At 72.7% G+C, this 14,832-nt stretch carries 10 protein-coding genes; 8 read left to right on the forward strand and 2 right to left on the reverse strand.

What is annotated here, in order from left to right:
- Position 1: 1 nt before the first annotated feature.
- Entirely contained in the window at positions 2-2,053 is a 2,052-nt protein-coding gene (locus BM342_RS03150; protein ID WP_092964049.1) for an ATP-binding protein, read from the forward strand.
- A gap of 159 nt (positions 2,054-2,212) precedes the next feature.
- Complete coding sequence (locus tag BM342_RS03155) at positions 2,213-2,887, forward strand: eCIS core domain-containing protein (RefSeq protein ID WP_092964050.1); 675 nt, start codon at positions 2,213-2,215, stop codon at positions 2,885-2,887.
- Between the two features lie 62 nt (positions 2,888-2,949).
- Here the strand turns inward: BM342_RS03155 and BM342_RS03160 are convergent, their stop codons facing one another.
- Positions 2,950-3,726 (reverse strand): hypothetical protein, encoded by a 777-nt coding sequence (locus BM342_RS03160; protein ID WP_092964051.1) that lies wholly within the window; start codon positions 3,724-3,726, stop codon positions 2,950-2,952.
- Positions 3,723-5,846: a hypothetical protein gene (locus BM342_RS03165; RefSeq protein ID WP_143109739.1), complete on the reverse strand. Its 2,124-nt coding sequence runs from the start codon at positions 5,844-5,846 to the stop codon at positions 3,723-3,725. Before BM342_RS03165 ends, BM342_RS03160 begins: the two co-directional genes overlap by 4 nt.
- A 283-nt stretch (positions 5,847-6,129) precedes the next feature.
- Between BM342_RS03165 and BM342_RS03170 the strand changes: the two genes are divergently transcribed.
- The 6 genes from BM342_RS03170 to BM342_RS03195 all read left to right on the forward strand — a co-directional run bounded on the left by BM342_RS03170 (position 6,130) and on the right by BM342_RS03195 (position 14,810).
- The gene (locus BM342_RS03170) at positions 6,130-9,405 is read left to right on the forward strand and encodes a phage tail protein (protein ID WP_143109740.1); all 3,276 of its coding nucleotides are present in this window, start codon (positions 6,130-6,132) and stop codon (positions 9,403-9,405) included.
- Positions 9,406-9,539: 134 nt separating this feature from the next.
- Entirely contained in the window at positions 9,540-11,117 is a 1,578-nt protein-coding gene (locus BM342_RS03175) for a phage tail sheath family protein (RefSeq protein WP_092964054.1), read from the forward strand.
- A gap of 46 nt (positions 11,118-11,163) precedes the next feature.
- Positions 11,164-11,610, forward strand: coding sequence for a phage tail protein (locus BM342_RS03180; RefSeq protein WP_092964055.1), 447 nt, complete (start codon positions 11,164-11,166; stop codon positions 11,608-11,610).
- Position 11,611: 1 nt separating this feature from the next.
- Positions 11,612-12,061 (forward strand): hypothetical protein, encoded by a 450-nt coding sequence (locus BM342_RS03185; RefSeq protein ID WP_092964056.1) that lies wholly within the window; start codon positions 11,612-11,614, stop codon positions 12,059-12,061.
- Positions 12,058-12,216, forward strand: coding sequence for a DUF6760 family protein (locus BM342_RS03190; RefSeq protein WP_092964057.1), 159 nt, complete (start codon positions 12,058-12,060; stop codon positions 12,214-12,216). The genes BM342_RS03185 and BM342_RS03190 overlap by 4 nt, the downstream gene beginning before the upstream one ends.
- Positions 12,216-14,810, forward strand: a complete 2,595-nt coding sequence (locus BM342_RS03195; protein WP_143109741.1) for a hypothetical protein — start codon at positions 12,216-12,218, stop codon at positions 14,808-14,810. The genes BM342_RS03190 and BM342_RS03195 overlap by 1 nt, the downstream gene beginning before the upstream one ends.
- Positions 14,811-14,832 lie beyond the last annotated feature (22 nt).

Here is a 14,832-nt window from a genome sequence, read left to right on the forward strand (position 1 = left end):
CATGACGCAGGACCCGGGCCTCGCGCACCTGCTCGGGCGCCTCGGGGCGATCGAGGACCGCATCCGGCGGTTGGTCGCGGCGAGGAGGTCGGTCGACCCGCAGCCGGACGACCCGTTCCGCGGGCTCTACCTCAGCGACGAACTCATCGATCGGATGCTCGAGGGCGCACCGGGGATTCCGGACTGGTCGGATGCCTCGTCCCGGCTGGCCGCGTGCGAGCAGGCCGCGGACATGGCCGAGGCCGCGGGCCACCCCGTGCGCCTGCGCCGCCTGGCCGACGAGTTCGGCCTCGCACCGATCGACGTCGACCTGCTCGTGATCGCGCTCGCCGCAGACCTGGACCCCCGGTTCGAGCGGTTCTTCGGCTACCTCAACGACGACGTCGGCCGGCGCCGGCCGTCGGTCACCGTCGCGCTCGAACTGTGCGGCGTTCCGCTCACGAACGCGGCCGACCGGGCCCGCCTGCTCACGGGTCCGCTCGTGGCCGGGGGGCTCGTGCTGGTCGAGGACGAGGATCGGCCGCTGCCGGGGCGCGCGGTCCGGGTTCCCGACCGGGTCGTCGGGCACCTGCTCGGGGACGACACGCCGGACCGGTCGCTCGACGGGGTGCTCGTCGAGGCTGAGGACATCGAGTGGGGAGACGACCGTCGCCTGCGCAATGCGCTGGCCGGCGGCATCCGGCTCATGTACCTGCGCGAGACCGCGACCGGCTCGGGTGAGGCGATCGCCAGGCGCGCCCTGCGCGCGAACGGTCTCGGCACCGTGCAGGTCGACCTGGCGAGACTCGGTCGGGAGCCGGATGCCGCGGGCCTCGCGCGGCTCGCGGTGCGCGAGGCCCGGCTCACCGGCAGGGGCGTCGTCGCGTCGCCCGTGACGCTCGAGACCCCGACCGCGCTCATCGAGGTGCTCGCGGATTCGCCGCGGCCGACCGTGCTCGTGGGCGAGCCGACCTGGGATCCGGGGTGGTTCCGCGAGCTGCCCGCCATGGACGACGTCGAGGCGTCGACGACCGAGGAGCGCACGGCGCTCTGGGCCCACGCACTCGGGCGGGCGGCCGAGGGCCTCGACGTCGCGTCGGCGACCGCGCAGTTCCGCCTGCGCCCCGAGCAGGTGCTGCGCGCGTCGGCGACGGCCCGCACGCAGGCCTCGTTGTCGGCGACCGGCGAGCTCACGGTCGCCGACCTCGCTGCGGGCGCGAGAGCCGAGAACGCGTCGGCGCTGGACCGGCTCGCACGCCGGGTGACCCCGCGCGTCGGCTGGGCCGACCTCGTGCTGCCGGCCGCGACCATGGATGCCCTGCAGGAGATCGAGGTGCGCGCCCGTCACCGCGAGCAGGTGCTCGGCGACTGGGGCATGCGGCCGGGCGGCGGGCGCGGGCACGGCGTCGTCGGCCTGTTCGCGGGCGACTCGGGAACCGGCAAGACCATGTCGGCCGAGGTCGTCGCGGGTGAGCTCGGCCTCGACCTCTACGTCATCGACCTGTCGTCGGTGGTCGACAAGTACATCGGCGAGACCGAGAAGAACCTCGAGCGCATCTTCGTCGCCGCGGCCGGAACGAACGCGGTGCTGCTCTTCGACGAGGCCGACGCGGTCTTCGGCAAGCGCAGCGACGTGAAGGACGCGCACGACCGGTACGCGAACGTCGAGAGCGCCTACCTGCTGCAGCGCATGGAGACCTTCGACGGGCTCGCGATCCTCGCGACGAACCTGCGGGCGAACATCGACGAGGCGTTCACGCGTCGGCTCGACGTGATCGTCGACTTCCCGATGCCGGATGCCGCGCACCGCACGCGCCTGTGGGATCGCAGCCTCGGCTCGCGGCTGCGGCGCGGCGACGACCTCGACCTCGTGTTCCTCGGCGACGCGTTCGAGCTCGCGGGCGGGGCGATCCGCTCGGCGGCGGTCACCGCGGCCTACCTCGCGGCGGCCGACGACGGCATCGTGCGCATGCACCACCTCGTGCTCGCGGTGCACCGCGAGTACCGCAAGCTCGGGCGCCTGCTCGTCGAGCGCGAGTTCGGGCCTTACTGGGCGCTGGTGGCCGGGCGATGACCAGGGGTGGGGATGCCGGTGGCGGGGCGACGATGCGCGGCATCCGCTCGGGGCGGCCGTGCGCTCGATCGCGACGGGCCGGATGCCCGATCGGGCAGAGTTCGTGCCGCGAGCGCCTCACGGCGGTGGAATGGGATCGGGCGATCATGGAGGTGCACCATGCATGCACATGACTACGACGGCGCGGAGTTCGACCTCGCGCGCCGGACGACGGATGCGGCGCGCGACGCCGCCGTGCGGACGGCGGGCCTCGCCGAGCGGCGTGCCGACGTGATCGGACCGGCGGGCATGCTTCGGCTGCAGCGGGAGGCCGGCAACGGCGCCGTCGCCGAGATGGTCGAGGAGCAGCGCTCGCCCGTGCTCGACGTCGTGTCGGGCGGCGGTGCGCCGCTCGAACCCGCAGTCCGCACCGACATGGAGTCCAGGATCGGCGCCGACTTCGGCGACGTGCGCGTGCACACGGACGGCGCGGCCCACGAGTCGGCGAAGTCGGTCGGCGCGAACGCGTACACGGTCGGCAGCAACGTGGTGTTCCAGCGCGACGCGTACGATCCCGGATCGCTCGCCGGGCAGACGACCCTCGCGCACGAGCTCACGCACGTCGTGCAGCAGCGCTCCGGGCCCGTCGACGGCACGCCGAGCGCCGGCGGGGTCCGCATCAGCGACCCGGCCGACCGGTTCGAGCGCGCGGCCTCCGACAACGCGACCCGCGTCATGAGCGAGCCTGCGCCCGTGCAGCGGCACGCCGAGGGCGAAGAGGAGGAGGCGCCCGTGCAGGGCAGCTTCGTGCAGCGCGAGGAGGCGCCGGAAGAGGAGGAGGAAGCGCCGGGCTGAGCGCTCGCTCTGAACGCTCCGGCGTCTCGGGATGCTCCGCGTCGGCGGCCGCGCGGCGCGCGTCAGCCGAGCGCCGACGACGGCACGATCTGCGCCGGGGCCCGCAGCACGAATCGTTCCATCGGGCCGCCGGCCCATGGACCCACCAACGCCAGCCACCCCGAGAGGGATGCCGCGGCGATCGCGTTCGCGTCGGGTACGCCCGCCGCGGTCAGCGCGGCGAGCGGGAACGAGCAGCTCGCCCGGCTGCCCGCGGGCAGCTCGGCGGTCGCCCGGATGCCGTCGCGGAACGAGCCGTCGCCGTCGACGAGACCGAGCGAGGGCGGCGCGAGCGTCACGGCATCGCCGGTGTCGAGGGTTACCGCGAACCGCTCGGCGTCGAGCAGCAGGACGACCGGCTCGGCGCCGATCGTCGCGAGCGTGCATCCGAGCATCGCGCCCATGCCGGGAACGTCGACCACGTGCACCTCGAGCCGCACCGCGCCCACCGGGGAGTCCAACGCACGCGTGATGAGCGGGTCGACCGCGGCGTCGAGACCGGCCTCGACGGCGATCGTGTGCGGCACGTCGTCCGCGTGTCCGTCGAGGTCGAGCAACCAGCCGGTGTCGCCGCCCACGCCGGCCGTCGACGCGTCGAGGGCGGCGGTCGCCGCCGACCACGCGGCATCCGCCTCGGCCGCAGAGCATTCCGCCCGGAACACGCCGACGGGGTCGCCCGCCGCCCCCGGCCGCGTGAGCACCGCGACCCAGCACGCGGCATCCGTCACCGCGAAGGCGAGGTCGTTCTCGGGGCCGCGCACGCGCGCGAGGAGCAGTCGCGACCCTCTGACGGCGCTCACGCCGCTCCCATCTCGATGCGGAAGTCGCTCTCCCGGCTGCGCTTCAGGCCCGACCCGTTGAACGCGGTCGCGATGTCGGCGAACTGGTCGGCCCGGAAGATGTCGGTGTTATCGCTCATCATGTTCACCGTGTTGTAGGTGACCTCCTGCGCGGGGGCCGCCGTGCCCGGATTCACCCCGGTGCCTCCGGTGACGACCTGGGCGACCGTCGCGACCGCGGCCGACGCCTTCAGCCTGGTCGACATCGCCGACGCGATCGAGGCGATCGCCGGGTCGCGAGGTGCCGCGATCGCGAGTTGCTCGGCCGGCGTGCCCATGATGCGCGTGACCTCGGTGCCGATGGCGGCCATCAACGAGTTCGTCGACCTCGTGACGACCGGCTCGATCTCCGACGTGAGGAACGTGCGCACCGCGTTCGTGCTCGCCGCGGTCGCGGCGGTGCTCGCCGCCCCGTTCACGCCGGCGACGAACGTGCCGAGCCTGCCGGTCGTGGTCGGTGCCGCAGTGCCAGCGAGGATCGGCCCGACGCGGGCCAGGAACGCGCTCGCGAGCGACTGCCGCACGTCGTTGCCGACCGTCGCGACCGACATCGAGGCGGGCGCGCCGCCCGCGAGCGCCGCCCATCCGGCAGGCAGCGAGGTCAGGTCGCGCAGGATCGAACCCGATGCGCGGAGCGGAGGCACCCGGCCCGTGCGCGACGCCCCGGCCACCTGGTCGACCACGGCCGTGAGATCGGCCGCGTTGGCCGGACCGCCCGCCCAGAGTCCGGTCGCGCCGCCGACCGTGGCGCGACCGTCGGCCGTGAGGCCCGCGCTGCCCTCGACCTTGATGTGCATGCCGAGGTTGCCGCCGACATCCGTCACCCCGGTCGCCGCGGTGTTCAGCGACGACCAGTAGAGCCTGCGGAGCATCGATTCGATCGGCGCGGGCGCGAACTGGGCCGACACCGCGGCCGCGGCCGGGGCCGTGGTGTTCGCGGGGTTCCTGGCCGCCGCCGCGAGCGCGCGCGGAACGTAGGCCGCGAGCCGCGCAGACGTGGGCGGCACGCTGACCTGCAGTGCGGCGACCGTCGCGGGCTCGACCATCGCCGTGCGCACGCTCGCGCCGAGCGCCGTGCGCACCGGCCCCTGCGCCCGCAGGAACTGCTGCGAGATCTCGGCGGCGGCCCCGGCGACGCGCCCGTGCAGCTGCGGGATCAGCGCGGCGAGCACCATGCGCCGCACGGCCTCACGGTCCATGGCCGCACCTCGGGCGGCCGAGGTCGCCGGGTCCATCTCGTGCATGAGCGCGTGCATCTGCGGATTCGACTGCGAGTACTCGTCGGAGAGGCCGATGAGGTGGCCGTACTCGTGCGCGTAGATCGCCTCGGCGTTCGCGGACCCGTAGTTCGCGACGTTCATGTAGTAGTTGCCCGCGTCGATCGGGTGCACGTTGCCGCCCGCCGCCTGCGTCTGGGGGAAGAGCCGAACGGTCGGGTGCACGCCCTTGCCGCTGAGGTCCCACACTGGTTCGGCGCGGAACCGCAGGGGCAGCCGGACCGGCCCTCCTCGATCGCTGCTGAACTGCCGCACGAGCCAGTTCGGTGCCGCCCGGTCGCCGACGAGCACGGCCCGGTTGTTCCAGTGCCCCGGCGCGGTCGTGCACGTGTTGATCGCGAACTGCCGTCGTGCGTCGCCCGCCGGCACGACCCGTTCGGTGTCGTTGACCATGGTGCCGCCGGGACCGGGCACCTGGGTTCGAGCCTGATCGACGAACCGGATCTTCACGGTCACCGTCGCGACCTCGGGGGCGCCGCTCCGAGCGATGTCGAGCTTCGCGCCCCTCGCGCTGCCGTAGACGCGTGCGCTCGCGACCCCGGGTGCCGACGCCTGGCGGTTGTTGAAGAGCGTCTCCTGCCTCGTCGGCACGGTGACGGGCACGCGCTGCACCACCGCGGATGCCGCGTGCCGCGCGTCGTGTGCGCGCCCGGCCGGTCCCGTGGCCGGCGCGTGCCGCTGCCGCTCGACGAGTGCGCTGACGGCGCGGTTGCCCGCGGTGCGCTGCAGGGCGACGAGGTCGAGGGACAGGCCCGCCGTGCTCGCCGATGCCGAGGCGAGGCGGGGCACAGGCGCGGCGTGCACGGCTCGCATGCTCGACGCGCGAACCGGGGCAGGCTGCTTCGCTGCGACCGGGGTCACCCCTCCAGACTGGCCCACTGCGCGCCGGACCGGAAGGCGCCGTGCACGATCGGGCATCCGGAGCTGCCCGGATGGGGTCCCGGAAGGAGACGCGTGCGAGCGCCGGCCGAGGGGGAATGGAGTCATGACGCTCGTCGGTGCCGATCGTGCGCGCGCGGATCACGCGCGCGCGCCGGCTCCGCGCGCCGCCCACGACGGGACGGTATCGGGCGGCGCACGGGCGCAGATGCTCCAGCGTCTGCAGGCGTCGGCGGGCAACGCCGCAGTCTCCGCGATGCTGGCCGCGCCGCCGGAGCAGGCGCACCCCGTGCAGCGCCTCGTGCGCGGCGGGGCGATCCCGCCGCCGCCGGTCGCGCCGCCGCCGCCGAACCCGGCCGCGCATCCGGGACTGCGACTCGCGAACGGCGCGATCCGGTCGGCGACCCGGCGCGCGGCGCAGCATCCGTCGCCGGTCAAGAAGGCGGCCGAGGCGCAGCAGGCCGCACAGCCGCCCGCGGGCGACCGCGACGCGCAGGCCAAGGCCGCGAAGGCCGAGACGCTGGGTGCGGTGCCCGCAGCAGGGTTCGACAAGGCCGCCTTCGTCGCGGCCGTGAAGGCCGCGATCGACAAGCAGTCGCCGAAGACCCTCGAGGACGCCGACGAGTTCGGCAAGTCCGGCAAGGCCGACCAGGTCGGCGCAGAGGTGCGCGGACTCGCCGGGCGCAACGCGCAGGCCGCCGCCCGGCCCATGAACGAGGCATCCGATCGCCCGCCCGACCCGTCGCGCGCGGTCGAGAAGCAGGTCACGCCGCTCCCGAACGAGGCTCCTCCGGGGCCGACGAGGATCGACGCCGCCCAGGCTGCGCCGTCGCGCGCGCCACCGGAGCAGACCGACCTGCGCAACGGCCCGGCCGAGACCGACCGCAAGATGGCCGACGCAGGCGTCACCGAAGACCAGCTCCGGCGCTCGAACGAGCCGGAGTTCACCGGCGCGCTCACCGCCAAGGCTGAGGCCGAGGCGCATTCGGCGGCAGCGCCCGCGCAGGTGCGCGCCGTCGAGGCGCAGAAGCTCGGGCAGGCGAAGCAGGATGCCGCGGGCGCCGGTGCCGTGACCTCCGCGGGCCTGGCGGGGGCGGCAGCGGCGGGCCGAAGCGGGGCCGCCAGAGGGCAGCAGGGAGCCCGCACCAAGGACGAGCAGGAACGAGCCGCCGTGACCGCCAACGTCACGCGGCTCTTCGACGAGACCAAGACGGCCGTCGACGGCATCCTGAACGGCATCGACGCGAAGGTCGACCAGGCGTTCAAGGAGGGCGAAGGGGCGGCGAAGAAGGCCTTCACCGAGCAGCACACGCGCGAGATGAAGGCGTTCCGCGACAAGCGCTACTCGTACGACACCATCGGCGCCATGCGCTGGGCGGCCGACCTGCTGCTCGGGCCCGAGCCGGAGGTCGACGAGATCTTCAAGCGCGCCCGCGCCACCTACGAGCGCGAGATGTCGAAGACCATCGACCGCGTCGCGGACGTCGTCGGCGGCGAGCTCACGGCCGCGAAGACGAAGGTCGCCGAGGGCAGGGCGAAGATCGACGCCTACACGAAGAGCCTGAAGCCCTCGCTGCAGAAGGTCGGGGCGGATGCCGCGAAGGAGGTCGGCGGCCGGTTCGACGAGCTCGAGGCCTCCGTCGACGAGAAGGGGCAGGCGCTCGCCGAGGATCTCGCCACCAAGTACGTCGAGGCGCGCACCGCCGTCGACGACGAGATCAAGGCCATGCAGGAGGCCAACAAGGGCCTCGTCGACAAGGCGAAGGACGCGGTCGTCGGCGCGGTCGAGACCATCCTGAAGCTCAAGGCCATGCTGCTCGGCGTGCTCGCCCGTGCGGCCGGAGCCGTCGAGAAGATCATCAAGGACCCCATCGCGTTCCTCGGCAACCTCGTGAACGCCGTGAAGAGCGGCATCATGGCGTTCGGTTCGAACATCGCGACCCACCTGAAGAACGGCCTGCAGACGTGGCTCTTCGGGGCGCTGTCGGCGGCCGGCATCGAGTTGCCGGCGAAGTTCGACCTGCAGGGGATCCTCAAGCTCGTGCTCTCGATCCTCGGGCTCACGTGGGCGAACGTGCGCGCCCGCATCGCGGCGAAGCTGCCGCCCGGCGCGATCGAGCTCGTCGAGCAGGGCTTCGACGTCGTGAAGCTCATCATCAAGGAAGGGCTCGGCGGTATCTGGCGCATGATCCTCGAGAAGGTCGGTGACATCAAGGAGATGATCATGGACCAGGTCAAGGAGATGGTCGCCGTCGAGATCATCAAGGCCGGCATCGTCTGGCTCGTCTCGATGCTGAACCCCGCTTCGGCGTTCGTGAAGGCCTGCAAGATGATCTACGACGTCGTCATGTTCTTCGTCGAGAAGGCCGAGCAGATCAAGGCGTTCGTCGACTCGATCCTCGACTCGGTCGAGTCCATCGCCTCGGGCGGCGTGGGGGCGGTCGCGGGCTACATCGAGAACACGCTCGGCCGCATGGTGCCGGTCATCATCGGCTTCATGGCCTCGCTCCTCGGCCTCGGCGGCATCAGCGGCAAGATCAGGAAGATCATCGAGGCCGTGCAGAAGCCGGTCAACAAGGTCATCGACTGGGTCGTCGGCAAGGCCATCGCCTTCGGCAAGAAGGCCATCGCGCTCGGCAAGAGGGCGCTCGCCAAGATCAAGGCCAAGGGCAAGGAGGCCTGGGGCAAGGTCAAGAAGAAGCTCGGCATCAAGGAGAAGACGCCCGAACAGATCGAGGCCGAGAAGAAGGCGCGGCTCGACAAGGGCGTGGCTGCCGGATTGAAGGTGGTGAACCGGCTCGCCGACCGGCCGATGCTGCGAGCCCTCGTCGGCCCGCTGCTCGGCGCGATCAAGCTCCGGTACCGCATGACCTCGCTCGAACTCATCGTGCAGAACGGCTTCTGGGCGGTCTCGGGTGCCGTGAACCCCACCGCCGTCGGTCAGTCGAGCGTCAAACCGGGCGAACAGGACAAGCACGTCGGCAACGTCGCGCCGCACGGCTCGCAGCCGTCGCCGCGACCCGGGCTGTGGTCGGAGCACGTCATCCCGCGCGGGTATGCGAACGCGGTGCTCTCGGTCGCCGGTGTGCCGATCCTCACGAAGGGCGAGTACGACAGCCTGACCACCGTGCTGACCTACCGCACGGCCCGCGCTGACAAGGACTTCGGACCGAACCGCGACCTCAGTCTGATCGCGGGGTTCTACGGCGGTGCCAAGACCGTCGCAGGCGGCGGTTCGACCGAGCGCGCGGCGAAGTCGACCGCGAACGTGGCGAATGCGAAGAAGGCCTTCTCGATGCTCTCGACCGGTGCCGTGAATCGAACGGTCGGCGCCGTCACCGCGGACTGGAACGCGCACCAATCCTCGAGGGTGGATCCCGACGGCAAGCCGTATCCGCTGAAGCCGGATGCGGGCACGGTGCAGAGCGCCGGTGCGACCGAACGTCAGGAGATCGAGGCGATCTTCGCAGCACGGGGGGTGTGATCGACGACACGCCTGCCCGATCGCGCACGCCTCGCTACCCCCACGCACGTCCCGGCGGACAGCGCCGCCCCGCGGCATCCGTTCGATCCTGATCGCGAGCATGCGAACCGCTGCGAACCGCGAAGGAGCATCCGATGCCCACCTATCTCTCTCCAGGCGTGTACGTGCAGGAGATCGAGGCTGCGACGAGGCCCATCGAGGGCGTCGGAACCGCGGTCGCGGCCTTCGTCGGCATGGCACCGAAAGGCCCTGAGAACGCCCCGACGCTCGTGTCGAACTGGACCCAGTTCGTCGACACCTTCGGCGGACTGTATCCGGGGGCGTACCTCGCGTACTCGGTCTACGGGTACTTCCTCAACGGCGGCGGCAACTGCTACGTCGTGCGCATCGGCACGTCGCCGGCCGGTGGCGGCGGCGGCAAGGGCGGTGGCAAGCGAGGCGAGCCGAAGTCGCTCGCGACCGGACCGCAGACCGCGGCGATCGGCAACTACGTCTTCACCGCGAAGAATGCGTCGCCGAACGCGAAGCCGATCTCGGTCGAGATCGCCGACCCGGGCGGCGAGGAGCCCGAGGAGGGCGCCTTCAAGGTCGTCATCACGGTCGACGGGCGCTCGCCGGAGACGTACGAGCAGGTCTCGCCGAAGCCCGACAGTGCCGCATACGTGGTCACGAAGATCACGGCCGACTCCAAGCTCGTGACCGTCGAGGAGCGCGACCCGGCGTCGGCCGGAGTCACGCCGCGCACGGGCACGTTCGAGCTCGTCGTGCCGGAGCCCGAGGAGCAGCCGATCGTGCTCGACGGCATCTCGGCGGCGAACTACATCGGCAGCCCCGCCGACCGCACCGGATTCGGCGGCCTCGAGGAGATCGAGGAGGTCACCATGGTGGCCGTTCCCGACCTCATGGCCGCGTACGAGCAGGGGGCGGTCACGCTCGAGATCGTGAAGGCCGTGCAGCTCGCGGTCATCGCGCACTGCGAGCTCATGGGCGACCGCATGGCGATCCTCGATCCGCCGCCGGCGCTGTCGGCGCAGGAGGTGCGCGAGTGGCGTCGCACGGGCGCGGGCTACGACTCCAAGTTCGCGACGCTCTACTACCCGTGGATCAAGGTGCTCGACCCGGTCACCTCGACGAACCGGTTCATGCCGCCCTCCGGTCACATGGCCGGCGTGTGGGCGCGCAACGACGCCGAGCGAGGCGTGCACAAGGCGCCCGCGAACGAGGTCGTGCGCGGCGCCGTCGAGCTCGCGACGCAGCTGACCCGCACCGAGCAGGAGCTGCTGAACCCGATCGGCGTGAACGCCATCCGGGCTTTCCCGGGCCGCGGACTCCGCATCTGGGGTGCTCGCACGCTGTCGAGCGATCCGGCCTGGCGGTACGTCAACATCCGTCGCCTGTTCAACTACCTCGAGAAGTCGATCCTCGGCGCGACCCAGTTCGCGGTGTTCGAGCCGAACGACGAGGCGCTGTGGGGCAAGCTGCGGCGCTCGATCTCGGCGTTCCTCGTGAACGAGTGGCGCAAGGGCGCCCTGTTCGGGGCGACCGCCGATCAGGCGTTCTTCGTCAAGTGCGACGAGGAGACCAACCCGGCCGAGGTCATCGACGCCGGCCAGGTCGTCTGCCAGATCGGCGTCGCGCCCGTGAAGCCCGCGGAGTTCGTGATCTTCGAGCTCTCGCAGTTCTCGGGCGGCACGAGCCTCGTCAACGAGTAGCCCTCACGGAACACGCAGCGACCACCTCACCGAATAGGAGCACATCATGGGACTCGCAGATGCGATGGACTCGTCACCGGCCTACGCCTTCAAGGTCACCATCGACGGCATCGAGGTACCGAAGGTCACCGAGGTGTCGGGCCTGAAGAACGAGGTCGACAAGATCGAGCTGAAGCAGCAGCTCGCCGACGGCAAGTACGTCGTGCGGCAGCTGATGGGGCGCCCGAAGGCGGGCGAATTCACGGTCACCCGCGGCCTGACCGACTCGAAGACGATCACCGACTGGCTGAGCAAGGTCATGACGGGCGACGTCGCGGGCTCGCGCAAGACCGCGGCGGTCGAGCTGCTCGACTACGCGGGCGCGTCGCTCAAGAAGTACGAGTTCACGAACTGCTGGGTGCGCAGCGTCGAGGTCAACTCGCTGAAGGCGGGCGCCACCGAGCAGGCCACCGAGAAGTTCACGGTCTGCTACGACGAGTCGAAGGTGGTGTGACATGCAGCGCGTCATCGCGACCCGTCCGACCAGTGAGGGGGCGGATGCCGCGGGCGCGCCCTCCTCGGACGACGACGGGGTGATGCGCACCGAGTTCGCCTTCGAGCTGCCTCGGGGATACGTCGGACAGGACGGCACCGTGCACCGGCGCGGGGTCATGCGCCTCGCGACCGCCCGTGACGAGCTGCTGCCGCTCTACGACGCGCGCGTGCAGGAGAACCCCGCGTACACGACCGTCGTGCTGCTCGGCCGCGTGATCACGTCGCTCGGCTCGCTCGGCTCGATCGACGCGTCGGTGGTCGAGAACATGTTCGCCTCGGATGTCGCGTTCCTGCAGGACTTCTACCGTCGGGTGAACGCCGAGGGGCACACGCGCATCGCCGTGACCTGTCCAGAATGCTCGCACCGGTTCACGGCCGACCTCGCAGGCGGCCGCCTGGGGGAATCATGACGTACTCGGCCGACCGCATCCATGAGGAGGTCGCGTACGTCGCCTATCACTTCCACTGGTCGCTCGACGAGATCCTCGACATGGAGCACGCGGCGCGTCTGCGCTACGTGCGCGAGATCGCGGCGATCAACACCAGGCTCTCCGAGGAGCGGTGATGCGGTGGCCGTGGCAGCGCGTCGCGGCCGATGACGACGACCGGGCGCGAGGGGCGGGTGTTGCCCCTGGGGAGACCGGGGCCGGGCCTGCGTCGGTGACGCCGCCCGCGCAGTCGCCCGCCGGCTGGGCGTTCCTGCCGCCGCTGCAGCGCGAGATCGGCCTCGCGCCGCCCGCGACGTTGCGCTCGGGGTGGATCGAGGCGCTGCCGACCCGGGCCGTGCCGACGCGCGTCGCCGAGCTCACGCACGTCGTCGATTCGGCGGCGCCCGCGGGCACGGTCGCCGCCGCGCAGGCAGAGTTCGGAGCGCCGGTGCAGCGCGCCGTCGCCGCGGACCTCACCCTGCGTCCGCCGCGAACGGCCGCCGAGCTGGCTCGCGAGAAGCCGACGGCCGTGCAGCGTCAGGCCGCCACGACGGTGGCGTCGGGCTCGGGCTCGGACTCGGGCGAGCGGATGCCGGTGGCGGGCGACTCCCCGAACGCCGACGCCGCGGGGGCCGACGCGTCGATCGCCGAGTCGTCGGTCGTCGAGGCGTCGGTCGTGGAGACGCCCGTGATCGAGACGCCCGCCACGGATGGCTCGCACCCGAGTGGCTCGGTCGCTGCCGCGAACGACGTGGGCGCACGCCCCGCGGAGCGGGTCTCGCTCGACCTTCCGCCGTCGGCCGTGCAGCGCACCGTCGAGGCGGGCCGCCCGCTCGACGGGCCGGAACCTGAGGCCCCGGTCGACTCCGGACCCGCGCACGACGCGTCGTCGTCGGCCGGGCAGCCGGCCGAGCCGTCGGTCGTCGAGCCGATCCCGGCGGAGACGCCGACCATCGCGGCGTCGAGGACGGAACGCGACGTCGGCCGATTCGGGCTCGCCGCGCCGCTGCCGGGCGTCCGGACGCCGGCCTCGCCGTCGGAGCCGTCCGTCCAACGATCGACGGCGCCGGGCGATGTGCGTGGGGACCCTGTTGCCCCCGTGTCCCCGCCGCGACGCATGGGTCTCGGAGCGCCGCTGCCGCATGGAGGCGTGCCGGCGGTCCGGCCGGTGCAGCGCTCGAGCGGCGAGGCCGGGCAGGAGCCCGTGGTCGAGACCGGGCGCGCCGAGGTCGGGAGCGAGGTTCAGCCGCCGACGCCGACGCCGACGCCGACGGCGCTGCCGCTGCAACGCGAGGCGGTCGCGACCCCCCATCCGGCCGCCTCGCCCGGCATCGTCGAAGGGCCGAGTGGCGATGAGGTGCCACGAGCGGCAGGAGCCGCCGACCGGTCGGGCCCGAGCACCGCCGACCCCACTGCCCCCGCCCTCGAACGCCCGGCAGGGCTCGATTCGGCGGAGGCGGGCGATCCTGGCGACGAGCGGTCGGCGTTCGGCGGATCCCCCGTGGAGTGGGCTGCACCCGTCGAACTGCCGCTCCAGCGCATGCCGGCGGATCCGGCGAACCCGCCGGTCGTGGGCGGCGCAGCTTCGGCGGAGGCCGCGGGCGCGGCGTCCATTGATCCGGAATCGTCGGCGTCCGCCCTTCCGGCAGCGGACGCGGCCGCATCCGAGCCCGGCCCGCCGCCCGCACCCGAGGAGGTGCCGCTCATCGCGCAGCGCGCGCTCGACAGTTCGTTCGAAGCCCTCGCATCGACCGCCATGCCGTTGCCGCCGAGGGCCGTGCCCGCGACCGCGGTCGTCGTCGAGCCGGCGCCGCCCTCGAAGCCGGCCCCTGCCGCCCCGACGGCCGACCGGCCGGCGAGCGTTCAGCGGACCCTTGCGTCAGGCCCGACGGCCGACAGCGCGTCGCTCGCGTCGGCCGGCCTGCCCGACCGGCGCGGGAGCTCCGGATCGGCCGAGGTCGCCTCCGATCGCGGGCCCGCGCCCCGCAACGCGATCCTCGGATGGGTGCAGCGGACGTTCGCGCCGTCGCCGTCGCCGTCGCCGTCGCGCCTGCCGTCGGCCGCTCCGTCGTCCGATGCGCGCCAGCTGCGAGACGACCTCGACGATGCCGCCGCACTTGGCGCAAGCACGAGCGCGAGCGACGCGGGCAGCTGGAACGGCCAGGGCGGCCTCGATTCGGCATCCGCCGGGCAGCCGGACTTCGGAGGTCTCGGCTCGATCGGCCGAGCTCCGGCGGTTGCGCAGTCGGCCTCCGTCCTGCCGACGGCCCCGAGCTCGGGCCGGGTCTCGAACTCCGGCACGCTCCCCATCGGGGTGCAGCGTGCCGTGCCGACGATTCCGGGGCCGCCCGCGGCATCCGTCTCGCGCATGGCGCTCCCGGTCGCGACGCCCGCCGCCACCCGCCGGGAGGCCGACCCCGCCGGCGACGACGGCGCGATCGTCTGGACGATGCCGGGCATCGCCGCCGGCTCCGACGGGTCGCCCGAGGGTCCGGTCGTGCAGACGGAGGCGGAATCCGGCGAGACGCCTCCGACGCCGCCGACCGCACCGGCGACCCCGGCCGTGGCACCCGCGGCCGGGGCGGCAGGAGCGTCCGCAGGCGCCGTCGACACGTCGCCCGCGGGGATCGAGACGCTCGCCGCCAGGTTGTACGGCCCGCTCGCGCGTCGGCTCAAGGCCGAGTTGCTGCTCGATCGGGAACGCCGCGGCATCCGCATCGATGGAATCTGAGAACAGCACGGGAGGAGGGATC

It is taken from the genome of Agromyces sp. CF514 (assembly GCF_900113185.1).
Lineage (GTDB): Bacteria > Actinomycetota > Actinomycetes > Actinomycetales > Microbacteriaceae > Agromyces.

Excerpts from the sequence above, each read along its gene's own strand:
- BM342_RS03150 (WP_092964049.1), top strand. The coding sequence starts at position 2 with ATGACGCAGGACCCGGGCCTCGCGCACCTGCTCGGGCGCCTCGGGGCG.
- BM342_RS03155 (WP_092964050.1), top strand. The coding sequence starts at position 2,213 with ATGCATGCACATGACTACGACGGCGCGGAGTTCGACCTCGCGCGCCGG.
- BM342_RS03170 (WP_143109740.1), top strand. The coding sequence starts at position 6,130 with ATGCTCCAGCGTCTGCAGGCGTCGGCGGGCAACGCCGCAGTCTCCGCG.
- BM342_RS03175 (WP_092964054.1), top strand. The coding sequence starts at position 9,540 with ATGCCCACCTATCTCTCTCCAGGCGTGTACGTGCAGGAGATCGAGGCT.
- BM342_RS03180 (WP_092964055.1), top strand. The coding sequence starts at position 11,164 with ATGGGACTCGCAGATGCGATGGACTCGTCACCGGCCTACGCCTTCAAG.
- BM342_RS03185 (WP_092964056.1), top strand. The coding sequence starts at position 11,612 with ATGCAGCGCGTCATCGCGACCCGTCCGACCAGTGAGGGGGCGGATGCC.
- BM342_RS03190 (WP_092964057.1), top strand. The coding sequence starts at position 12,058 with ATGACGTACTCGGCCGACCGCATCCATGAGGAGGTCGCGTACGTCGCC.
- BM342_RS03195 (WP_143109741.1), top strand. The coding sequence starts at position 12,216 with ATGCGGTGGCCGTGGCAGCGCGTCGCGGCCGATGACGACGACCGGGCG.